Genomic DNA, 21544 nt, shown 5'->3' with positions numbered 1-21544 from the left:
GGCCCGGACCGCCATGTTCCGCGCGAAAGATCATTTGCAATTGCAGTGCGCGGAGTTGGCTACTTCGGCAGTTGCCGGATGGCCTCGTCGAGCAGTTTCACGGCCTTGCCGCACGCATCTGGTGAATTCGACAGATCGGACACCGTGAGCTTCAGTTGCTCGGCGTTGCCTTTATCCGTGGGCCGCACCGGATAACTGAGGTAGCAGTCGTTGCTGGAACGTGCGCCGGTGACGTACGCGGTGAATTCGCCGGCCTGCAGGGTCTCGTAGGTCCACTCGCCCTGATCGGGGCGGCTCTGGTCGACCAGGTCGACGCGGACCCAGCCGTCCCTGCCGATGGTCGCGCAGGCGTGCGGGGAGCGCTGATGGTCGGCGATATCGCCGACGATCTCCCGAATCGTGCTGTCCTGCACCAGCGAACACGGGTCCACGCGCAGAATCGAACTCGACGGGACCGTCCGCTGCGGCACGTACGAGGTGAGCTGCTGCGCGACGGCGGTCAGCGCGTCCTCCGCCGCGGTGCAGGCGGTTCCCGGCTGGGCCGCGGGGTCCAGCTCCTCGGCCGACATCCGCAGCGGCACATTCCCGCCGGACTGGGTCACCAGCACGGTGTCGCATTTGTTGTCCGCGGCTCCGGCGCTGAGGATCGGGCCCCAGCCGGCGGTCCGGCCCGTCGGCGTCAACTGGTCCACACCGATGGCGTGGTCGGGAATGTCCAGGTTGTAGTGGACCTTTCGCTGCGTCGAATCGACCACGGTGGTGCCGCAGCCGCCCTCGGGCGAGGCTTGCGGATCACCGGTGCGGGTGCCGAGCTTGCCGGGCACCGCCTTGTCGATGACCGCGCAGAAGTCCAGCAGCCGCAATTCCATGGCCGTCAAGTCCAGTGACGGGTCCGTGCGCGGCTGCGCATGGCCGTCGGTCTGCGACGACCGGCTCAGCCCCGCCAGCGTGCCGCTCACCACCACCAGTCCGGTGACGGCCGCCGCCGCCCAGCCGATCGTGCGCCGCCGCCGACCGGCCAAGCGCGCCAGCTGATCCCGGTAGCGGGTCTCCTGCTCACCGCTGGACGCCCACCATTCGGCATCTGCTCGATGCGTCTCGATGAACTCCAGCACCGGCTGCGGCCACGCCGATTCCGCGGGAATCCGCTCCGCCTGCTCCAGCAGCTGACGCGCGGACGGGCGATGCGCGTGATCGGGCGCCAGGCAGGACTCCACCAGTTTGCGCAGCGCATGCGGGACGGCCTGCAGATCCGGTGTGGCGGACATGGATCCGGTGGCGGCCAGGACCAGCAGCATACCGACCGCGTAGATGTCGACGGCGGAGGTCACCGGCTCGCCCCCGGCCTGCTCGGGGGCCACGTAGGGCGCGGCGTCGGCGACGGCGGCCGAAGCGCCCTCGCCGTCGCGTGCCCGGGTGATGCCGAAATCGATGATGCGCGGGCCCTCGGGCATCAGCAGGACATTGCCGGGCTTGAGATTCCGGTGCACCAGCACCGCCCGGTGCACCTCGATCAGGGCGGTGGCCAGGCCGGTCGCCAGCAGGCGCAGCGCCGGCAGCGGCAGCGGACCGCAGGCCGCGACGACCGTCGCGAGATCCGGCGCCGGCAGGTATTCGGTGGCAAGCCAGGGGCGTTCGGCATCCGCGTCACTGTCCACCACGGCCGCCGTATAGGGTCCGGTCAGCTGCTTGGTGGTCTCCAGCTCCCGCTGGAAGCGCGCCCGGAACTCCATATCCACGCTCTGCGAGCGGTGAATCTGCTTGACCGCCACCAGCTTTCCGGTGGGGGTGCGGCCCAGCAGCACCCGGCCCATATCGCCGGTGCCGATGACGGCGATCATATGGTGCGGGCCGATCCAGCGCGGATCGTCGGGCAGCAGTGCCTTCATCGCGGACCTCCCATGATCGCGTACTGCGCCGCCGCCAGCTGCCGGACATCGGTCTCGGTATTGCTGTAGACCACCGCCACATACCCGTCGCGCACCACCACACAGCGATAGCGGCGGGCCGGCACGGATTTCGGGTCCGGGCGGGTCGCCTGCGAACAGGTTGCGGCGGTCAGGCCGCGGACATTACGCATCCAGGTGTACTCCGAGTTCTCAGGGTCGGCGGCGAGGTCTCGGCCGTACTGTGCGGCGGCCTTCGAATCCCGCATCCGATACAGGTACTTGTTGTGGGACACCGCCAGCGTCGTCACGCCGCTGCCGGAATATTTGCCGAAAGTGTGCGGTGGCTCCGGTGAGAGTGCCGAGAAGGCGCGGACCCCGAAGGCGGCGAACGTCTTCGGGTCGGCCAGCGGATCACCGGTGCGCACCAGCCGGGTCAGCAGGCCGTCCGGATCGAGCGGCACCGTGGCCGGATCCGGAACGGGGGAGGCGTCGAAACCGGCCAGCCCGGCCACCTGCTTGCGATAGGTGGTGGTGACCATGTCGACCAGCCGGTTCAGATCGGGATCCGGCAGTTCGGCGTACACCCGGATCACCACGTTCTTCCACGCCATGAGACTGCCCAGCGACGGGACGCCCGGCCGCCAATGACTGAGCGCGGCCGGGAAGGCATCGACCCCGACCGGCGCGTTGTCGGGACTCGCCTCGAAATCGACCCGGGCCATCTCCGCCGCGGCCGCCGTCGCCGACCGCTCATCGCGAAATGCCGTGAGCGACACCGCCAGATACTTCTGCGGCGGACCGTCACCGGCCGGCCGGTTCGCGGCCGCGATACCGAAGGAGCCGGCCACCCCGAAGGGGCGCGCCGCCGCCCGCTGCTGCGGCGAGAGCGCGGTCTCGTGGAAGCCGCGATCGTCGGCCGAGATCCCGCCGCCGCGCACCGTCGTCAGGTCGGGATCGATATCGGTCGCGAAAATGATGTGATCGGCCAGCCGCACCGACTCGGCGAAGATCCCGCGGATCCGGCTCGGCTGCCGATCGAAGTCATCGACGCCGTGAATCGCGTACGGCCCGTAATCCGGTGCACCGCCGTCGTTCCCGCACGCGGCGGCCAGGACCAGCACGGCGGCACCCATTCCGGCGGTGCACCATCGCCCGGACCTCAGACGCATCCGTTCCCCTCACCCACCGGTCAGTGGCGGGCCGGCCGTACGTGCAAAACCCGCATCGCGCCGAGGCGAGCGGCGCGATCGAGCCACAAACTAGCACCCGGCCGGTGCCATGTCATGCGCAGCCTTCCCGGCCGAAGCCACTGCCCGCGAACGGATTCGGAACCGGTGCCGGAACCGGCCCAGGCTCAGCCCCGATAGTGCCGGTGGTCGGCCCCGAAATCATCGGCGACGGTGGCCGCCAGCTCGACATACGCGCGTTTGGCGGGCTTGCTCAGGCGGTGCAGATCGATCTCAGCGCCCTCACCCAGATGCGCGTCGTAGGGAATGATGTGCACTGCGCGGCAACGCGACAGGAAATAGTCGCGCAGCTGATTGATGCCGACATTCGGGGCGCCCGGGCGCGGCAGGTTGATCACCACCACGGCATTGCGGACCAGATGATCGTGGCCGTGCAGCGACAGCCAGTCCAGGGTGGCGGCGGCACTGCGCGCGCCGTCGATGGCCGAGGACGAGATGAGCACCAGGGAGTGCGCCAGATCCAGCACACCCGCCATGGCCGAATGCATCAGGCCGGTACCGCAGTCGGTGAGGATGATGTTGTAGAAGCGCTGCAGGATGCGCGCGACCGCGCGGTACTCCTCCTCGCTGAACGCCTCCGACGCCGCCGGATCCCGCTCACTGGCCAGCACCTCCAGGCGGCTGCTGCCCTGCGAAGTATGACGGCGTACATCCGAATACCGCTGAATCTGTTCGTCCAGCAACAGATCCCGCACTGTCGACCGCGTCTGCAGCGGCACCCGCTGCGACAACGTCCCGAAGTCCGGATTCGCGTCGACCGCGATCACCCGGTCCCCGCGAATCGAGGAGAAGATCGAGCCCAACCCCATGGTGGTCGTCGTCTTCCCGACGCCGCCCTTCAGCGACAGCACCGCGATCCGGTAATCCCCGCGCACCGGCTGCCGGATCCGCGCGACCAACTCCTGCAGCCGCCGCTCCTCCGCCGACATCCCGGGATTGATGGCGCCACCGGACATATGGTGCACGGCTCGCCGCCACCCCGACTCCGGAGCCTTCTTGGCCCGCCGCATCGGCACATCATCCAGCGACGGCACAGACCCGCCGGCAAAACCGCTCGGCCCGCTCGCACCCCAGGTGCCCGGCCCACGAACCCCCGGCTGCGCGGAAGCCATGCCGTATTGCCCGAAACCGCTGGGCCCGGGCTGCCCTGCGCCACCCGGCCCCGGAGCGCCGGTGCCGTACCGGCCAGGAGCCACTCCGTACTGCCCGGGGACACCCGAGTGCCCGGCTGCTGCCATGTCAGCCGGCTGTCCCGGGCCGCCGGGCATCGCGCCCGCGTCAGGCGCGGAACCGTTCGGCTGAACGGCACCCTGTTCCTGTCCCGGTGCGGCCGAAGGCATTTGCCCGCCGGGACCCGGGCCCTGAGACCCGTCCGCACCAGGTTGTCCTGGCGTGCCCCAAACCGGCTGTCCCTGCGCGTGTTCGCCGGGCGCGCCCATCCCATGCGGCCCGTGGCCACCGGCCTGCGGACCGGTCAGACCGGCAGCGGCCGCCTCGGACATGGGGGCGTTCGCCCACGGATTCGCGTCCGGGTTGGCATCCGCGCCACCCGACATCGGACCGTCCGGTCCTTGCGCCCAGGGATTCAGCTGCGGCGGAACAGCACCCGCCGGGAAGCCCGAGGTCTGCCGCATCGGCGGCATTCCCGAGTCGGTCCGGCCCGGGCCACCTGCCTGAGGTCCGCTGAAACCGGCAGCGGCTGCCTCGGACATGGGTGCGTTCGCCCAGGGGTTCGCACCCCCATCGGGGTTGCCGTACTGGACATCCGCATTGGTGGAATCCGGACCCTGTGCCTGCGCCCACGGATTCGGCTGCGGCGGAACTAGACCCGCTGGGAAGCCGGGATGCGGGTGCATCACCGGAACTCCGGAGTCGGCTGCGGGCGGCATTCCTTGCATGCCCGGCATCGGTCCCGGAACCGGTGGCGCGGGCGGCATCCACTGGCCGTCATTGCCGGACATCTGTGCCCCAGGCACAGGAACGTGAGGCAGCGGGCCGGCTCCAGCGCCCTGCGCCAGCGGGCCCGCTCCCTGTGGACCGGGTGCGGGGACCTGGGGTATCGGTCCCGTGCCCTGCGGTGCGGCGCCGGGGATCTCGCCAATCGGGCTGGGGCCCTGTGGGCCCGCCGCGGAGGGCGGCGGTGTGGTGCCGTGCCTCGCGGGCAATGGCGGGCGGCCGTCGCGTTGGCCGTGCGCGGACGCCGCGGAACTGCCCTGCTGTTCAGGAGGTATCGGGCCGCCGAGCTGGGGGTCCGAGGGCAGCGGGAGGGGGCCTTCGACGGCGCGGTGGCGGCCCGGCACCATCGACTGGTCGAAATCGGCTTTCGGGTAGGCCTGTTCGCCCTCGGCGGGTGCGCCGGTCAGGCCGGCCGGCTGAGCCTCGAGCAGCTCGTGGGTGGCGGCCGTCGTGTTCGGTACGGGCGCAGCGTCATTCGCGGCAGACGGGTTGGGAATGCGTGTGGTGAGGTCGGCGGGCGGACGCTGACCGCCAGCTTCCTGAGGGTCCCCGAGGCCATTGTCCGTGTCGCGTCGACCCGGGATGGCGGCCTGATCGGAGTCCGTCCGGTTGGCGTCATCTGGCTGATGGGAATCCGATTGACCTGCGGCGGGGCCGGTTTCGTGGGCCGGGGGGATCGGTGTGCGCGTGGTCGGGGCGGCCGGGGCGATGATGCCGGAGCCGGTCGCGTCCAGGTCGCCCGGGGCCGGGGGCAGGGGCGGGTGCGCCATCTTGGTGGTGGCGTCGGCCGGATCGGCTGCGGTGCCGGCTTCGCCGGGGGACGGGGGCAGCGGCGGACGTGCGGCGCGGAACGCCGGATCGTTTGCGGCCGAGTCGACTTCACCGGGGGAGGGCGGGAGCGGCGCCCGGGTGGCCGGATCCGCCGGGGGACGCGCGGGGTTGGCCGGGCCGGGAGTACCCGCGGCCGATGCACCGGCGAGGGAGGCGCCCCTCGGATGCGTCTCAGCGGCACTCGGGCCCTGGGGTGAGTTCGGCGAAGACGGCAGTGGCGGCGGGGTGAAGTCGGGTTTGGCCTGCTGCGGTGGCGCCGGAGCGGACAGCGCGGCCGGATCCATGGGCTCGGCGGGCGGCGTGGGCGGCGTCGAGAATTGCGGACTCTGCACCGGTCCCAGCGGACCCGGATGCGGGGCCGGCCGAGCCGGTTCGGCACTGGGGATGCGCTGTGTCGGATCAACCGGGGGCGTCGGCGGGGGCGAGAACTGCGGACCGGGCGTGGGTCCGATCGGGCCTGAATGAGGGCCCGGGCGAGCCGGTTCCGGGGCGGCCGGGTGTCCGGGTTGTCCGCCATTGGCCGGAGGGATGTCGAAGCGAGGCCCCTGCGGAAGGTTGGGCGCCTGGCCGGGATGCGGTGTACCGCCGAAGCCTTGACCGTTGGGGCCTTGCCCATTGTGCGGCGCGGGCGCAGGGCGCTGGCCGTTCTGCGGGAGCTGGGTCGGGGTTTGGCCATTCGGCGGCTGTGCCGGGCCGTGGCCACTGGGCTGTGGCGGTCGCGTGTTGTGTCCGTTGGACTGCTGATTCGCGCTGCCCGACTGGTCGCCGCGGTGCGGGAGGTTGAAGTGGGTGCCGGGGTCGCGGGTCGGCATCGGGGTGGCCGGCTGCGAGGCCCACGGATTCGGCTCGGCGCCACCGGAGGTGGGGGCGGGATTCGCGGCGGGCGGGGCGGTGGGCTCGCGTGGCGCGTCCTTGCGTGGCCTGCGCCGGCCGAAGAGGCCGCGGCCGCCCTTCTGCTCGGGGATGACCTCGTCCTGGGGGAGGTTCTCGACGGGAGCCTCGTAACCGGTTGCGGCGACTTCGCTCTCGGAGAGCCAGGGCGGGAGCATTGGGAGTCCGTCGTTCTCGCGACTCACATCTACCCCCGGTGTTCGATTGAGCGTGCAGGACAGCGCGTAGTTTAACGATCTCCGACGGGTGCGCGCCCGGCGTATCTCGTCCGCCCGGTGGCGTGCTGCACCCAACCGGTGGCATCGGCTGTGCACAGCGGGGCACGTCACGGCACCCGTATTTGGTCGGGTCTGGGGAAACGGGTAAGCTAGGTCGCTGGTGACTTACATAGTGGTTGTGGCATGTCCTAGTGCCGCCTCCAGTGAGTATGTCACCGGGTTGGCCGCAATGCACCACCAACTTCGGGGCCGACCTGCCGTAATGAGCTTGAACCAACCAGGTTCAGCCTAACCGGGATCGCGGAGGATATGGCGAAGAAGGAAGGGGCCATCGAGGTCGAGGGCCGGGTTATCGAGCCGTTGCCCAACGCGATGTTCCGGATCGAGCTGGAAAACGGTCACAAGGTGCTGGCCCACATCAGCGGCAAGATGCGGCAGCACTACATCCGCATCCTGCCCGAGGACCGCGTCGTCGTGGAGCTGTCGCCCTACGACCTGACCCGCGGCCGCATCGTCTACCGCTACAAGTGAGTCACCCCCGCGGGTGCCAAAGACTTCCGGGGCGCGAGTCCCGGGTTTTCCCCGGTCAAACCGGCCGGGGAAAAGCTGTGTTCACGGCCAGTGAACACCGACCCAGATTGGATCTGACGTGAAGGTTCAGCCGTCCGTCAAGCCGATCTGCGAGAAGTGCAAGGTGATCCGCCGCCACGGTCGGGTCATGGTGATCTGCGAGAACCTGCGCCACAAGCAGCGTCAGGGCTGATTGCGGCCTCGTGCCGTGATCGCCGGGACAGTGGATTCTTCACGCCCCCGGTCGCTCACCGCCAAGCACCGAACGCAGTTCGGATTGGCAACAAAGAAGAAACTCCCAGCGCCAGTCGCCGTCGCCGAGTCCCGTAGGGGACGGATGGCGGCCCACCCCCGGTACGGAGGCCGGGGCCCCACTCACGAGGGGACGGACAGGGAGCAGACCTCCGCAAAAGTAAGGAATCGCCAACCATGGCACGTCTGATGGGCGTCGACCTCCCGCGCGAAAAGCGCATGGAGATCGCGCTGACCTACATCTTCGGCATCGGCCGTACCCGCGCCAAGGAGATCCTGGACGTTACCGGCGTCAGCCCGGACCTGCGTTCCAAGGACCTCAGCGATGACGACCTGACCAAGCTCCGCGACTACATCGAGACGCAGGACTTCAAGGTCGAGGGTGACCTGCGCCGCGAGGTGCAGGCCGACATCCGTCGCAAGATCGAGATCGGCTGCTACCAGGGCATCCGCCACCGTCGTGGCCTGCCTGTGCGTGGCCAGCGGACCAAGACCAACGCCCGCACGCGCAAGGGTCCGAAGAAGACCGTCGCCGGCAAGAAGAAGTAGGGATAGCGCATGCCTCCGAAGAGCCGGGCCTCGGGCCCGAAGAAGACTCAGAAGTCGCGTCGCCGGGATAAGAAGAACATCCCGCACGGCCACGCGCACATCAAGAGCACGTTCAACAACACGATCGTGTCCATCACCGACCCCGAAGGCAACGTCATCTCCTGGGCGTCCTCCGGCCACGTCGGTTTCAAGGGCTCGCGTAAGTCGACTCCGTTCGCCGCGCAGCTGGCCGCCGAGAACGCTGCCCGCAAGGCGCAGGAGAACGGCGTCAAGAAGGTCGACGTCTTCGTGAAGGGCCCGGGTTCGGGCCGCGAGACCGCGATCCGTTCCCTCCAGGCCGCCGGCCTCGAGGTCGGCACGATCTCCGATGTCACCCCGCAGCCCCACAACGGCTGCCGTCCGCCCAAGCGGCGTCGCGTCTAGCGGGAAGGAAGAGTAGAAAACAATGGCTCGTTATACCGGCCCTATCACCCGCAAGTCGCGTCGTCTGCGTGTCGACCTCGTCGGAGGCGACCAGGCGTTCGAGCGTCGTCCTTACCCGCCCGGCCAGCACGGCCGCGCGCGGATCAAGGAGTCCGAGTACCTCATGCAGCTGCAGGAGAAGCAGAAGGCTCGCTTCTCGTACGGCGTCATGGAGAAGCAGTTCCGCCGCTACTACGAAGAGGCCAACCGCCAGAAGGGCAAGACCGGCGACAACCTGCTGCGTCTGCTCGAGTCGCGGCTGGACAACGTCGTGTACCGCGCCGGCCTGGCCCGGACCCGTCGTGGCGCCCGTCAGCTGGTCTCGCACGGCCACTTCACCGTCAACGGTGTGAAGGTGGACGTGCCCAGCTTCCAGGTCTCGCAGTACGACATCATCGATGTCAAGCCGAAGTCGCTGGCCATGTACCCCTTCCAGGTGGCGCGTGAGACCGTCGGCGACCGCCCGATCCCGGGCTGGCTGCAGGTCGTTCCCGGCCGTCTGCGGATCCTGGTGCACCAGCTTCCCGAGCGTGCGCAGATCGATGTTCCACTGCAGGAACAGCTGATCGTCGAGTTCTACTCGAAGTAATAGGTGCGCGTACGCGCGCCGCTGGTTGCGGCCCCGGTGTAACCGCCAGGGCCGCAACAGTTCCCAATCGTGAGCGTCAAATGGTGGGCGCTCGAAGGAGGAAGAAATGCTGATTTCACAGCGACCGACGCTGACCGAAGAGGTTGTGTCCGAGAACCGGTCGCGGTTCACCATCGAACCGCTGGAGCCGGGCTTCGGCTACACCCTCGGCAACTCGCTGCGCCGCACGCTGCTGTCGTCGATTCCTGGTGCCGCTGTCACCAGCATTCGCATCGACGGCGTGCTGCACGAGTTCACCACCGTCCCGGGCGTGAAGGAGGATGTCACCGACATCATCCTGAACCTCAAGGGCCTGGTCGTGTCGTCCGAAGAGGACGAGCCGGTCACCATGTACGTGCGCAAGCAGGGTCCGGGCACTGTCACCGCCGGTGACATCGTCCCCCCGGCGGGCGTGACCGTGCACAACCCGGACATGCACATCGCCACCCTGAACGACAAGGGCAAGCTGGAGATCGAGCTCGTGGTCGAGCGCGGTCGCGGCTACGTCCCGGCCGTCCAGAACAAGGCGTCGGGTGCGGAAATCGGCCGGATTCCGGTTGACTCGATCTACTCGCCGGTTCTCAAGGTGACGTACAAGGTCGAGGCCACCCGTGTCGAGCAGCGCACCGACTTCGACCGGCTCATCCTGGATGTCGAGACCAAGAACTCGATCTCCGCGCGGGATGCGCTGGCGTCGGCGGGCAAGACCCTGGTCGAGCTGTTCGGTCTCGCGCGCGAGCTGAACGTCGAGGCCGAGGGCATCGAGATCGGCCCCTCGCCGGCCGAAGCGGACCACATCGCTTCGTTCGGCCTGCCGATCGAGGACCTGGATCTCACCGTGCGGTCGTACAACTGCCTCAAGCGTGAAGGCGTGCACACCGTCGGCGAGCTGGTCGCCCGCACCGAGTCGGACCTGCTGGACATCCGCAACTTCGGTCAGAAGTCCATCGACGAGGTCAAGGTCAAGCTGCACTCGCTCGGCCTGTCCCTCAAGGATTCTCCGGCTTCCTTCGATCCGTCCTCCGTCGTCGGCTACGACGCGGCCAGCGGCACCTGGAGCGACAGCGGTTCGTTCAGCGACACCGACAACGGCGAGCAGGACTACGCCGAGACCGAACAGCTTTAGGTCATTCGGGGTGTAGCGCCCCGAATCGGCCTTCAACACAGGAGATTCAAACAATGCCCAAGCCCAAGAAGGGTGCCCGCTTCGGCGGGACGGCGTCGCACCAGAAGGCGATCTTCGCCAACCTGGCGACGGCGCTCTTCGAGCACGGTCGCATCACGACCACCGAGGCCAAGGCCAAGGCGCTGCGCCCCTACGCCGAGAAGCTTGTCACCAAGGCGAAGGGCGGCAGCCTGGCCGACCGTCGCGAGGTCATGAAGGTGATCCGCTCCAAGGACGTCGTGCACGCCCTGTTCGCGGAGATCGGTCCCTCGTTCGAGGGCCGTGAGGGTGGCTACACCCGCATCATCAAGACCATCCCCCGCAAGGGTGACAACGCTCCGATGGCGATCATCGAGCTGGTCCGCGAGAAGACCGTGACCAACGAGGCCGACCGTGCCCGTCGTGTCGCCGCTTCGCAGAAGGCTGCCGAGGCTCCGGCCGAGGCCAAGGCCGAAGAGGCTGTCGCCGAGGCTCCGGCCGAAGAGGCTGCCGCCGAGGACAAGGCCGCGGAGTAAATCCGGTCCTTCGGACTCGACAAGGGGTTTCAGGGGCATCCCCGGAAACCCCGAGGGTGAGATTCCATGAGTGAGCCCGCCGTCCCCTCCGGGTCGGCGGGCTTTCTCCATGTTAACCAGGAGATCGCTGTGACCGTGGAGGATCCGACGCCCGAACCGGTTTCGATTCGGGTACGGCTGGACATCAGTTACGACGGCACCGATTTCACCGGCTGGGCGCGCCAGCCCGGCCTGCGCACCGTGCAGGGCGTGCTGGAGGACGCTCTGAGCAAGGTGCAGCGCGAGCCCATCCAGCTCACCGTGGCCGGGCGCACCGACGCGGGCGTGCACGCGGAAGGTCAAGTCGCGCACTTCGATACGCACACCGAGGTGGACGGCCCCAAGCTGGTGCACCGGCTGGCGCGCTTCCTGCCGAAAGATGTGCGCATCAAGGCGGCCCACCTCGCGCCGCCCGAGTTCGACGCCCGCTTCTCCGCGATCCGCCGCCACTACGCCTACCGCCTGACCACGGCTCCCTTTGGCGCGGAACCGCTTCGGGCGCGCAGTGTCGTCCCCTGCCGCCCGGGCCCCGATGTCGAGGCCATGCGTGAGGCGTCCCGAAAACTGTTGGGCCTGCACGATTTCGCCGCCTTCTGCCGCCGCCGTGAGGGCGCGACCACCATCCGCGAACTGCAGCGCTTCGACTGGGTCCAGGACGGCGACCTGCTGACCGCCTATGTCAGCGCCGACGCCTTCTGCTGGTCCATGGTCCGGAGCCTGGTCGGCGGTGTCCTGGCCGTGGGGGAAGGCCGCCGCACGCCCGCCTGGATCGCCGGTTTGCTGAACGAGCGTGAGCGTTCGAGCTCTGTCACCGTGGCCCCGGCCCACGGCCTGTCGCTGATCGCGGTCGACTACCCGGACGACGCCGACCTGGCCGCCCGCAATGCCCAGACCCGCGAGGTCCGCACCGTTCCTGACCCCGAAGGTTGCTGCGGCGACTGACTCGTCCTGAACCCGTGTGGCACACGGCAACTGGCCGACCGAACGCTGACAAGCGACCGCGCTGACGCAGCGTTCCACCAACTGGCGTGCGGTCTGGGCCGTTTCGGGCTTTCGGAAGCACCCGCGCACCCGGGCCGGACCACATGCGTCGGCTGCACCGGTTCAACCACCGGCCGGTCGCCGGCGGCGCGCTCGGTCGCAGCGTGAATGAGCACGAAAAGTAAAGGGCGAACTTCTTTTTGGTTCGGGGGTGCGAAGTTTCGCTTTGCGATGTGGCGGCCGGGGCGCGGGCGGATAGTCCTCGGTATGGGGAAATCGAAGCGGGGCCGCGGGGGTCGAAAGCACAAGGGCGGACGTGGCGGCGGGCGACGGCCGGAGCGGGCGCTCGCATCGCACGAGGATGAGTTCGCCCGGTTCGACGGACAGGGGTTCGATCTGCGGGAGCCGATCGACCGTGTGCTGGCGGATGCTGCCGAGCTTGGGAATGACACCGATCCTCTGGAGGTCGAATTCCTGGTCGCCGATCTGCTCGCCGGGGGCGACGAGGATCTAGGGTTCGCCAAGCTGTTCGGCGCGTGGGCGGTGCTCGTGCTCGAGGAGCGGGCGACCTCGGATGCCTTGGGCACGCTGCGCGCCCTGGCCCGGCTCTCGACCGCCGAGCTGTCGCGTGCGGCGCGAGCCGCGGCGGATCGGCTCGAGGCGCAGGGAGTGAGCGTGCCGGGCTGGTCGGTCCGCTCGGCCGCCCCGCTGCGGGCGGTCGCGTGCACCCGCTCGACTGCCATGGGCGCTTCGGTGCTCGTGGGAAGTTTCGAACGCGCGGACCGCATCCATACCTTCCTGGTCTGGATCCTCCATGACGGTGGGGAGATCGCGGAGGTCATCGACCTGCTCCCGGGCGATCGGACGGCCGTGGAACGGCAGTTGGCCGGCGCGGACCTGCCCGGCGTCACGGAGCGACTGTCGCCGTGGGAGTTTCGCCGGCAGGTGGAGGCGGCGCTGGATCGGCGGGCGCGTCGGGAGCGTGCGGCGCTGATGGCGGATCTCGACGTGTTCGACGACCCGGATGACGACGGCCCGGAAGCGGATCTGCCGCCGTATGCGCTCGCCGCGACGGTACTGCGCGCGCAGCTGCGGACGATCGACTCGACCGTTCGATGTGGTCCGGCCTGCACGGCGGACAGGGCGGCGAATTCGATGTCGGGTGGAAATGACGGCCATGTGATTGTGGAAGGGGGTATGGGTGAAAGTGCAAGTCCGGGATGAAGATTCGTGGTGCGAGTTGCGGGGAATGGGGAAATCCGGGCGATGTGATGAAAGTTGGACGTTGTTAAGGGAATTCGCGGATCGGGGCGGTCGTGGGGTGCGAGAATCGGGCGATGAGGGGCGGCGTCGAGCCCGCGGTGATGGAGGTTCGGTCCACACCGGAGGTTTCGCAGCAGGAGACTTTCGAGGAATGGGAGGCCGTTGTCGCAGCGGCCTACGTTCCGCTGGTGGTGACACCGGTGCGGTCGGGGGAGTTCCGGGCGCGCATCGTGCAATCGCGATTCGACGGCATCGATGTGTCCATGGTGACGGCCAGCGGTCAGCACCTCAGCCGGATACCGCGGCTCCTCCACGAGCCCCAGGAACCCATTCTGTTCGCCAGCGTGACCACACACGGGCACGGCTGGCTGGAGCAGGACGGGCGGGTCGGGGAACTCGCCGACGGCGGGCTCACCCTGCACGTCAGTTCCCGGCCCTTCAGCGCGCATTTCGAGCAGTCCTGGGGCGTGGTGGCGGTGCAGGTGCCGCTGGCGGAGGTGGTGGGGGCGTCGGGGGTGCCGGCGGACCGGTTGCCGACCGCGGTGCGCTTCCCGCCCGAGGGGGCGGCCGGCATCGTGGGCCGATTCTTCTGCGGCCTGGCGCAATTGCAGTACACCGCACCGGACCAGGCGGCGGTGCTGGCCAAACACGGTACGGGACTGCTCGCTTCGGTGGTGCAGCTGGCGGCGGGCCAGCTGCCGCGCGACGAACCCGCCCAGACGCTGGCCAAACAGCGGGCGCTGGCGTTCATCCAACGCCATTACGCCGACCCGGAACTCACCATCGATCAGGTGGCCGGCGCCTGCGCGGTGTCACGCCGCACCCTCTACCGGTTGTTCGAGCACGGCGAGGACGGTGTGGCGGCCATGCTCCGGCGCATGCGGATCGAGCGGGCCCTGGCCCTGATCCGCACCGATCCGGCTCGGCCGTTGCTGTCCGTGGGCCGGGCATCGGGCTTCGTGTCCGAGCGGCAGTTCTATCGGGCCTTCAAACGCGAGATGGGGATGACCCCTGGCGAATTCCGGTCGAGTCATGCCTGATCAGGAGGTGCGTCGGGGCTGACGTCAATTGGCAGTGATCTGGCACGCCCGGGCAGTCACAGCGGCGCGGCGGATGGGAATACTGGTGAGGCGCCGCCCGGTCGCCGCCTTCGAGCCGCCGGCGACCGGGCAGGCGGCCTATCCGGATCGACTTGATTACCAGGATAATCCGGACGACTGGTCCGTTTTGTCGCATCGGTCGGCTTCATTCGCAGTTTCCCGGCGTCCGGTAGTGGAATGATGCACGGTGTGGGTATTGCGTCCACTGCCAGCGCCGAAGTCCGTACGACCTCAGAGGTTTCCGCGCGGCAGGCATTCGAGCAGTGGGAGGCCATCGTGGCCGACGCGGTGCTGCCGTCGATCTGCGAGCCGCTCGGCAAGGGTCAGTGGCACGGCAAGCTGCGCTTCACCCAGTTCGATCACTCCAGTCTCACCATGATGACCTCCAGCGCGCAGCGGGTGGTGCGTAACAAGCGCCAGCTCGATCAGGCCGCCGGGGACTTCCTGCTGGTGAACATTGTTGTGGAGGGCGCGAACTGGACCGAGCAGAACGGCCGGATCACCGAGGGCGGCGCGGGGACCATCGCCTTCTACGACAGCGCTCGTCCGATCGAGAGCCGCACCACCGAGAACGCGGTGTCCACGATCGTGCGCGCGCCCATGAGCGCGGTGCTCGATCATGCCGGGCTGGTGCGCGACGAGCTACCGATCGCCAAGGCGCTACCCGCCACCGGCGCGATGGGCGTGGTGGTCGACTTCTTCCGCGGCATGGCGGCCCTCCCGGTCAAGGAAACCGACCGGGCCGCGCATGCCCTCGAATCGCAGATCACGGCCATGCTCTCCTCGGCGGTGCTGCTGGCCAAAGGGCAGAACTCGCCGGCGCCGGCCGATTCGCTCTACACGCGCCAGCAGGTGCTGTCGGTGCTGCGCCAGCGCTACACCGATCCGGATCTGACCGTCGATGAGGTCGCGCACGCCTGCCTGGTATCACGCCGCACGCTCTACCGGGTGTGCGAGGACATCGGCGGCCCCGCCGCACTGGTGCGCCGCATGCGGGTCGAGCATGCCCGGCGGCTGCTGCGGGCCGACCCGGCCCGGCCGCTCTCGGCGATTGCCGCGGCTTCCGGATTCTCCACCGATCGCCATTTCTACCGCGCATTTCGCCAGGAAACCGGGGTGACGCCCGGTCAATTTCGGTCACAACTGGACGCAGGCACGCGCGGTCGGTAGCCCGGCACAGGATGTCGCTGTGACCGGTTCACGTTCGGCGAAGGGTGATTGCACATCATCCGATACCCGTCGAAGGAGCCGACGTGCCGACCAAGGTGCGAGTCGCAGCCGTCCAAGCCGAGCCACGATGGCTGGATCTGCGCGCCGGTGTCCAGCAGACCATCGAGTTGATCGAGGACGCGGCCGCGGGCGGCGCGCAGCTGGTGGCCTTCCCGGAGACCTTCCTGCCCGGATATCCGTGGTGGTTGTGGCTGGAATCGGTGAGCTGGGGGCAGGGGTTCTTCGCGCGGTACCGCACGCATTCGATGACGGTGGGCCGCACCGAGTTCCGGCGTATCGCCGACGCCGCGCGGCGGCATCGCATTCACGTGCTGCTCGGCTTCAGCGAGCGCAGTGCCAGTGCGCTCTACATGTCGCAGTGCCTCATCGATGATCGCGGGGTACTGCTCGGAATCCGTCGCAAGCCCGCGCTGACGCCGCTGGAGCACAAGATCTTCCGCAGTGGCGAGCCGGGCGAGTCGCAGGTCTTCCGCACCGGCATCGGCCGCATCGCGGTGCAGGGCGGCTCCGAGCAGTTGCGTCTGCCGGCGCGGCGGGAGCTGCAGCGCACCGGCGCGCAGATCCACGTGGTGTCCTGGCCGGGGTTCATCGTGGCGCGAGACGTGGATTGGGGTGTGCGCGTGAACAATGCGGCCACGCTCTGGTACGCGGTGGTCGGGCAGTTGAACGTGATCGCGGCGTGTGCGGTGATGGATGTGGCGGGCGGCGAGAGCCGCCGGGGATCGGAGCCGGCCAAGCAGCTGGTACCCGGGCCGGGCGGGCATGCGCGCATCTTCGCGCCGGGCGGTGAGGAACTGGCGGCGCCGCTGGCCGGGCACGAAGAGGGTTTGCTGTACGCCGATCTGGAACTGGACCTGAGTTTCGAGTCCGCGGCCTAGTGGTATCACTGCGTACCGCTCCGGGGTATTGGCTCGAATTCCCCTGATCTGACACACTCTCCCGAGTATTCGGCCGTACATCGGCCGACCATTGTCATCGAGGGATGGGGAGTGGAACGGTCAGAAGCGGTCGATCGGATCGAGGTGCGGTCCGGACCGGAGCAGTCGGCGGCGGAGGCGTTCGAGCGCTGGGAAGCGCACGTGAGCGATGCCTATGTGCCCTTGGCGGTTTCACCAAAACCGACCGATCGTTTTGTTGGCTATATCGAACACGCTCGATATGGCGACCTCGATCTGACCGTTGCCGGATCCTCCGCTCAGTTCATCCGCCGCACCGATCGGCTGATAGCGCAGGCGAATGACGAGTATCTGATCGCGAGTATTCCGCTTTCGGGTCACGCGCGCTTGCAACAGGACGGCCGTGTAGCCGATGTCCGTCCCGGTTCGATCGTGTTCTACGACACCACTCGCCCCTATCGGTGGGACCTGCAGCAGGAGTGGGAACAGGTCGTGGTGCAGGTCCCGCTGAGCCGGCTGCGCGATCACTACGGCGTTTCCGATCCCGAAGTCCCCACGGCCACCGTGTTTTCCAGTGGAACCGCGCCGGGAATCGTGGCGCAATTCTTCCGGGGTGTCGCGGGATTGCAGCGCACCGATCCGGCCGGGGCGGCACTGCTGGCCGAACCGGGGATGGATCTGCTGGCGGCGGCGGTGCTCGCGGCGTCCGGGCGCACCCCGCACGACCAGTCCGCGGACGCCCTGAATCGGCAGCGGGTGCTGGCCTTCATGCGCAGCAACTGTGCGGATCCGGATCTCGGAGTCGATCGAATCGCCGAGGGCTGCCGCATGTCGCGCCGTACTCTCTACCGGGTGTTCGGCGAGTTCGAGGGTGGACCGGGAACGGTGCTGCGCCGCATGCGAATCGAACGTGCTTGCGACCTACTACGAAATGCGCCACAGTTGCCGCTTTCGGCCGTTGCGAAAGCGTCGGGATTCCTCACCGAGCGTAGTTTCTACCGAAGCTTCCGTTTGGAAATGGGAACGACTCCGGGGGCTTTTCGTACCCTGGCATGATCAGTCGGTGATTCGGCACTCGTCGCCATTGTCTGGCCGGAAACTCTTGGCAAGCATCACGTTCCATGAGGGAACAGCGATGAGGATTACGGTGCGAGTCGCCGCCGTCCAGGCCGAACCCAGCTGGCTACGGCTGTCCGAGGGCGTGGAGCAGGTCGTCGAGCTGATCCGAGCAGCAGCGACGCGAGGCGCCCGGCTGATCGCATTCCCGGAGGCGTTTATCCCGGGATATCCCTGGTGGCGCTGGATCGATACCAATCAGTGGAATGTCGAGTACTCGACTCGGTGCCGCGAGAATTCGATGACTCGGGACGGCGTGGAAATGCGCGCGATCACCGGGGCCGCCGCCGCGCACGGCATTCACGTCGTCCTCGGATTCGGTGAACGGCAGGATCGGCGAATCTATATGTCGCAGGCCGTGATCGACGATTCCGGCGAGTTGCTGTCCGTACGCCGCAAAGCCGGGTTGAACAGCGTGGAGCGCAAGATATTCGCCTCCGGAACTCCGAATCTGCCTGCGGTGCACCACACTCCGATCGGCAAGTACGGCGCGCTGTCCGGGCAGGAGAACCAGCGGCCGCTGCTCACCCGTGCGCTACGCGCCGACGAGGAGCAGATCCATGTGGCCGCCTGGCCCGGCAGTCCGTACGCCGATGCGGCAGGACCTGATTCGAGCATCACGGTCAGCCGGATGTACGCGCTGGAGGCCGGCGCCTTCGTGCTCGCGCCCACCGCGGTGGTGGGGGAGCCGGCGTTCGACGGTATGGGCGGCGCCCCTCGGATCAGCGGCCCCACCGGCCGCGCCCGCATCTACGCCGCGGACGGCAGCGAAGTGGTGACCCCGCTGGGGGACGGCGAGGAGGGCATTCTCTACGCCGATCTGGACCTGGACGCCGGCAGCGGCGACACCCAGCAGCGCGACTCCGTCCCGGTCCGCCGCGGGTCCCGTCGGGTCGCCTCCGGCTGGCAGTCCGGCCCGGACCGCTGGGCGCTGCCCGTGTCGTTGGGTACGTATCCCGGCGGCATCGCCGCCTGCTGAGGGCTAGCTCCGTACCAGGCGGGCGATGGCGTCGGTGGCCTCCTTGATCTTGGCCTCGGCCTCGGGGCCGCCGGCGATGGCCGCGTCGACCACGCAGTGGCTGATGTGATCCTCGAGCAGGCCCATGGCGACGGCCTGCAGGGCCTTGGTCATGGCCGAGACCTGGGTGAGGATGTCGATGCAGTACTTCTCCTCGTCGACCATGCGCTGCAGGCCGCGGGCCTGGCCCTCGATGCGGCGCAGGCGCTTGAGGTAGTCGTCCTTGGCGGTGATGTAGCCGTGGGTGGCGTGGTCGTGGCAGGACTCGGCGGCTTCGGCGGGTGCAGCCGGGTCTGTGGTCGCGGTCTTGTCGTTGGTCACCTGCGCTGTCCTCACTCCCGGGCATTAATACCCCCCTAGGGTACATGGTTTGCCCTGGTCCCACCACTCGTGCGCGCATGCGCGAGAATCGTGGACATGAGTGAGGATCCACGGGCAACGCTCGCCATCATCGGAGGCAGCGGGTTCTACGACTTCTTCGGCGATGATGCGACCACGGTCGAGGTCGAGACCCCCTACGGCGCGCCCAGCGCGCCCATCACCATCGGTCAGGTGGAGGGGCGGGCGGTGGCGTTCCTGCCGCGGCACGGCCGCAAACACGAGTTCTCGCCGCACACCGTGCCCTACCGGGCCAATATGTGGGCCCTGCGTTCGCTGGGCGTGCGCCGCATCTTCGGTCCGTGCGCGGTGGGCAGCCTGCGTGCCGACTGGGGCCCGGGCACCGTGTCCGTGCCGGACCAGCTGGTGGACCGCACCTCCGGTCGCGCCCAGACCTTCTACGACACCGGCGGGGTGCACGTGGCCTTCGCGGATCCGTACTGCGAAGAGCTGCGTTCGTCGGCGATCAGCGCCCTGGGCGACGAGCTGCCCGCGCACGATCACGGCACCATGGTCGTGGTGGAGGGCCCGCGCTTCTCCACCCGCGCCGAGAGCCGCTGGTACGCCGGACAGGGCTGGGCGCTGGTCAATATGACCGGGCACCCGGAGGCCGTGCTCGCCCGCGAGCTCGAAATGTGCTACGCCGCAATCGCTCTCGTGACCGACCTGGACGCCGGCCTGGAGACCGGTGAGGGCGTCAGCGCCGCGGCCGTCTTCGCCGAGTTCGAGCGCAACCTGGTCCCCTTCAAGGCGCTGGTGCGCCGCGCCGTCGCCGCCGTCGAGGGCGACGACACCTGCGACAAGTGCCGCGTGCTCACAGGCACTGGCGTCCAGCTCCCCTTCGAGCTGCCCTGAGCTCCCCCGCCTCCCCGCGCCTTCGGCGGACGGCTGAGAGCCGTCCGCCGTTGGCAACCCGTGCCGTCGGTAGGGTGCGAAACCGATTCTGGGCGTCCCCGGCGAGTTACCCTGACCGGCGCGAAATCAGTTGTTGCGTCTGATTCGAAGAGATCTGAATGAGAATGTGGTCGCGACGTTGTCCAGCGGACCCGAGCGTCGGAGGCCGGTCGAATAGGCTGGAACCATGAATGCGGGCAGTCCCGACCCCGTGCGCGTGTTGCTGACCGGCGCGGCCGGTTACTTGGGCTCCCATGTGCACCGCGCACTGCTGGCGGCCGGTCACGAGGTTGTCGCGATCGATGTGTTGCTCGAGAGCGTCCACGGTGCGAATGCTGCTGGCCCCGATGATGTTTCCCGCCTCGATGTGCGTGATCAGGACGCGCTCGAGCCCCTGCTCGCCGATATCGACGTGGTCTGCCACCTGGCGGCGGCCGTGCCGCTGCCGCAGCAGCGGGGCACGATCGAGCTGGTGCCCGCCGACTCCTCGAATCTCTCGGCCCCGCAGGACGTTCCGCATCTGCGCCGCGGCTCGGTGGCCGGACAGCATAGTCGCGACGATGCCGCCCACGGCGCCGGTCCGTGCGTGCGCGCCCCGCTCGGCGCGGACCGGGCCGGCGCGGCGCGGCCGGGCGCGGAGGGCATGCGCTGGGCCGCGCTCTACGGCGCGCACAATGACGTCGGCACGGCCGTCCTGCTGGCCGCCATGGAGCGGGCGGGGGTGCCGCGGCTGGTGCTCGGGTCCTCGGTGGCCGTGTACGGCGAGGGCCGGTATCGGGGCGTGCGCAGCGGACCGTTCTATCCGGGGCTGCGGCGGCGCGGTGACCTGGATCGGGGATTGTTCGATCATCGCGCGCCGCGGTCGGGGGAGGTGCTGACCTGGGAGCCGATGGGGGAGGACGCGCCACTGCGGCCCCGGAGCGCCTATGCGGCAAGCAAAGTCGCACAGGAGCACTACGCGCTGGCGTGGGTCGCCAATACCGGCGGGGATGCCGCGGTGCTGCGGTATCACCAGCTCTACGGCGAGCCGGTGGCGGACGGCCGCAGGGTGCGCTCGGCGGAATCCGGTGTGGTGGCGCGTTTTCGGGCCGAACTGATGGCGGGCCGCCCGCCGCAGGTGTTCGAAGACGGCGGTCAGGTGCGGGATTTCGTGCACGTGCGGGACGCGGCGGTGGCCACCGTCGCGGCCGTGGAACGCCGGCTGCCCGGTTTCGTGCCGTTGAATATCGCCTCGGGGCGGCCGCTCACGCTGTGGGAGGTGGCCTCGGCCATGGCCAAGGCGGTGGACGGGCCGACCCCGGTGGTGACGGGGCAGTGCCGCGTCACCGATATCCGCCATATCGTCGCGCATCCCGAAAGAGCCCGGCTCGCGCTGGATTTCACCGCGCGTACCCAGCCCGCCAAGGGGCTGGCCGACTATGCCGCGCGCGGGATCGGACGGCGCTGACCGCCCAGC

General features: G+C 68.8%; 20 protein-coding genes. 16 read left to right on the top strand and 4 right to left on the bottom strand.

The features are described from left to right. Positions 1-59 precede the first annotated feature (59 nt). From ABZV44_RS01115 to ABZV44_RS01105, 3 genes are all read right to left on the bottom strand, one after another. On the bottom strand, positions 60-1889 hold the full coding sequence (locus tag ABZV44_RS01115) for a serine/threonine-protein kinase (protein ID WP_354830394.1): 1830 nt from the start codon (positions 1887-1889) through the stop codon (positions 60-62). Next, positions 1886-3022 carry a hypothetical protein gene (locus tag ABZV44_RS01110; RefSeq protein ID WP_354830392.1) on the bottom strand — a complete coding sequence of 379 codons (1137 nt, stop codon included), beginning with the start codon at positions 3020-3022 and terminating at the stop codon, positions 1886-1888. The genes ABZV44_RS01115 and ABZV44_RS01110 overlap by 4 nt, the downstream gene beginning before the upstream one ends. Positions 3023-3243: 221 nt before the next feature. Then, complete coding sequence (locus tag ABZV44_RS01105; protein WP_354830391.1) at positions 3244-6972, bottom strand: AAA family ATPase; 3729 nt, start codon at positions 6970-6972, stop codon at positions 3244-3246. A 369-nt stretch (positions 6973-7341) separates the two neighbouring features. Between ABZV44_RS01105 and infA the strand changes: the two genes are divergently transcribed. The 14 genes from infA (at position 7342) to ABZV44_RS01035 (ending at position 18777) form a co-directional block, all read left to right on the top strand. Then, positions 7342-7563 carry a translation initiation factor IF-1 gene (gene infA, locus ABZV44_RS01100; RefSeq protein WP_040804562.1) on the top strand — a complete coding sequence of 74 codons (222 nt, stop codon included), beginning with the start codon at positions 7342-7344 and terminating at the stop codon, positions 7561-7563. A 118-nt stretch (positions 7564-7681) separates the two neighbouring features. Further along, a complete protein-coding gene (gene rpmJ / locus ABZV44_RS01095; RefSeq protein WP_033085975.1) occupies positions 7682-7795 on the top strand; it encodes a 50S ribosomal protein L36 in 114 nt (37 codons plus the stop codon). Between the two features lie 236 nt (positions 7796-8031). Further along, complete coding sequence (rpsM, locus tag ABZV44_RS01090) at positions 8032-8403, top strand: 30S ribosomal protein S13 (RefSeq protein WP_354830389.1); 372 nt, start codon at positions 8032-8034, stop codon at positions 8401-8403. A 9-nt stretch (positions 8404-8412) separates the two neighbouring features. Next, complete coding sequence (gene rpsK, locus ABZV44_RS01085; protein WP_040855472.1) at positions 8413-8826, top strand: 30S ribosomal protein S11; 414 nt, start codon at positions 8413-8415, stop codon at positions 8824-8826. 22 nt (positions 8827-8848) lie between these two features. Beyond that, complete coding sequence (gene rpsD, locus ABZV44_RS01080) at positions 8849-9454, top strand: 30S ribosomal protein S4 (RefSeq protein WP_040855473.1); 606 nt, start codon at positions 8849-8851, stop codon at positions 9452-9454. Between the two features lie 106 nt (positions 9455-9560). Further along, entirely contained in the window at positions 9561-10619 is a 1059-nt protein-coding gene (locus ABZV44_RS01075; RefSeq protein WP_040855475.1) for a DNA-directed RNA polymerase subunit alpha, read from the top strand. A 53-nt stretch (positions 10620-10672) separates the two neighbouring features. Next, on the top strand, positions 10673-11173 hold the full coding sequence (rplQ, locus tag ABZV44_RS01070) for a 50S ribosomal protein L17 (protein ID WP_354830387.1): 501 nt from the start codon (positions 10673-10675) through the stop codon (positions 11171-11173). Positions 11174-11239: 66 nt separating this feature from the next. After that, positions 11240-12154, top strand: coding sequence for a tRNA pseudouridine(38-40) synthase TruA (gene truA / locus ABZV44_RS01065; RefSeq protein ID WP_354830385.1), 915 nt, complete (start codon positions 11240-11242; stop codon positions 12152-12154). Between the two features lie 306 nt (positions 12155-12460). Continuing rightward, positions 12461-13417, top strand: a complete 957-nt coding sequence (locus ABZV44_RS01060) for a hypothetical protein (protein ID WP_354830383.1) — start codon at positions 12461-12463, stop codon at positions 13415-13417. Between the two features lie 113 nt (positions 13418-13530). Further along, positions 13531-14496, top strand: coding sequence for a helix-turn-helix domain-containing protein (locus tag ABZV44_RS01055; RefSeq protein ID WP_354830381.1), 966 nt, complete (start codon positions 13531-13533; stop codon positions 14494-14496). 249 nt (positions 14497-14745) lie between these two features. Beyond that, on the top strand, positions 14746-15726 hold the full coding sequence (locus tag ABZV44_RS01050; RefSeq protein ID WP_354830379.1) for an AraC family transcriptional regulator: 981 nt from the start codon (positions 14746-14748) through the stop codon (positions 15724-15726). 83 nt (positions 15727-15809) lie between these two features. After that, a complete protein-coding gene (locus ABZV44_RS01045) occupies positions 15810-16664 on the top strand; it encodes a nitrilase-related carbon-nitrogen hydrolase (protein WP_354830377.1) in 855 nt (284 codons plus the stop codon). Positions 16665-16775: 111 nt separating this feature from the next. Next, positions 16776-17738, top strand: coding sequence for a helix-turn-helix domain-containing protein (locus ABZV44_RS01040; protein WP_354830375.1), 963 nt, complete (start codon positions 16776-16778; stop codon positions 17736-17738). Positions 17739-17817: 79 nt separating this feature from the next. Then, a complete protein-coding gene (locus ABZV44_RS01035; RefSeq protein WP_354830373.1) occupies positions 17818-18777 on the top strand; it encodes a nitrilase-related carbon-nitrogen hydrolase in 960 nt (319 codons plus the stop codon). A 3-nt stretch (positions 18778-18780) separates the two neighbouring features. On the opposite strand, the gene ABZV44_RS01030 is transcribed toward ABZV44_RS01035, so the two are convergent. Then, positions 18781-19050 carry a metal-sensitive transcriptional regulator gene (locus tag ABZV44_RS01030; protein WP_354831600.1) on the bottom strand — a complete coding sequence of 90 codons (270 nt, stop codon included), beginning with the start codon at positions 19048-19050 and terminating at the stop codon, positions 18781-18783. 183 nt (positions 19051-19233) lie between these two features. Here ABZV44_RS01030 and ABZV44_RS01025 point away from each other — a divergent pair, with 183 nt between their 5' ends. After that, positions 19234-20049 (top strand): S-methyl-5'-thioadenosine phosphorylase, encoded by an 816-nt coding sequence (locus ABZV44_RS01025; RefSeq protein WP_354830371.1) that lies wholly within the window; start codon positions 19234-19236, stop codon positions 20047-20049. Between the two features lie 250 nt (positions 20050-20299). After that, positions 20300-21535 carry an NAD-dependent epimerase/dehydratase family protein gene (locus tag ABZV44_RS01020; RefSeq protein WP_354831597.1) on the top strand — a complete coding sequence of 412 codons (1236 nt, stop codon included), beginning with the start codon at positions 20300-20302 and terminating at the stop codon, positions 21533-21535. The last annotated feature ends 9 nt before the right edge of the window (positions 21536-21544 follow it).

The organism is Nocardia sp. NPDC004860, from assembly GCF_040609015.1.
Lineage (GTDB): Bacteria > Actinomycetota > Actinomycetes > Mycobacteriales > Mycobacteriaceae > Nocardia.
Note: the sequence above shows the minus strand (reverse complement) of the source record. Positions and strands in the feature narration are given on the sequence as shown.

Bases quoted from the DNA above. Each gene is read 5' to 3' on its own strand.
- ABZV44_RS01115 (WP_354830394.1), bottom strand. From the start codon at position 1,889: ATGAAGGCACTGCTGCCCGACGATCCGCGCTGGATCGGCCCGCACCAT.
- rpsK (WP_040855472.1), top strand. From the start codon at position 8,413: ATGCCTCCGAAGAGCCGGGCCTCGGGCCCGAAGAAGACTCAGAAGTCG.
- ABZV44_RS01035 (WP_354830373.1), top strand. From the start codon at position 17,818: ATGAGGATTACGGTGCGAGTCGCCGCCGTCCAGGCCGAACCCAGCTGG.
- rpsD (WP_040855473.1), top strand. From the start codon at position 8,849: ATGGCTCGTTATACCGGCCCTATCACCCGCAAGTCGCGTCGTCTGCGT.
- ABZV44_RS01025 (WP_354830371.1), top strand. From the start codon at position 19,234: ATGAGTGAGGATCCACGGGCAACGCTCGCCATCATCGGAGGCAGCGGG.
- rplQ (WP_354830387.1), top strand. From the start codon at position 10,673: ATGCCCAAGCCCAAGAAGGGTGCCCGCTTCGGCGGGACGGCGTCGCAC.
- ABZV44_RS01110 (WP_354830392.1), bottom strand. From the start codon at position 3,022: ATGGGTGCCGCCGTGCTGGTCCTGGCCGCCGCGTGCGGGAACGACGGC.
- ABZV44_RS01060 (WP_354830383.1), top strand. From the start codon at position 12,461: ATGGGGAAATCGAAGCGGGGCCGCGGGGGTCGAAAGCACAAGGGCGGA.
- ABZV44_RS01105 (WP_354830391.1), bottom strand. From the start codon at position 6,972: ATGCTCCCGCCCTGGCTCTCCGAGAGCGAAGTCGCCGCAACCGGTTAC.
- truA (WP_354830385.1), top strand. From the start codon at position 11,240: ATGAGTGAGCCCGCCGTCCCCTCCGGGTCGGCGGGCTTTCTCCATGTT.
- rpsM (WP_354830389.1), top strand. From the start codon at position 8,032: ATGGCACGTCTGATGGGCGTCGACCTCCCGCGCGAAAAGCGCATGGAG.
- ABZV44_RS01055 (WP_354830381.1), top strand. From the start codon at position 13,531: ATGAGGGGCGGCGTCGAGCCCGCGGTGATGGAGGTTCGGTCCACACCG.
- infA (WP_040804562.1), top strand. From the start codon at position 7,342: ATGGCGAAGAAGGAAGGGGCCATCGAGGTCGAGGGCCGGGTTATCGAG.
- ABZV44_RS01075 (WP_040855475.1), top strand. From the start codon at position 9,561: ATGCTGATTTCACAGCGACCGACGCTGACCGAAGAGGTTGTGTCCGAG.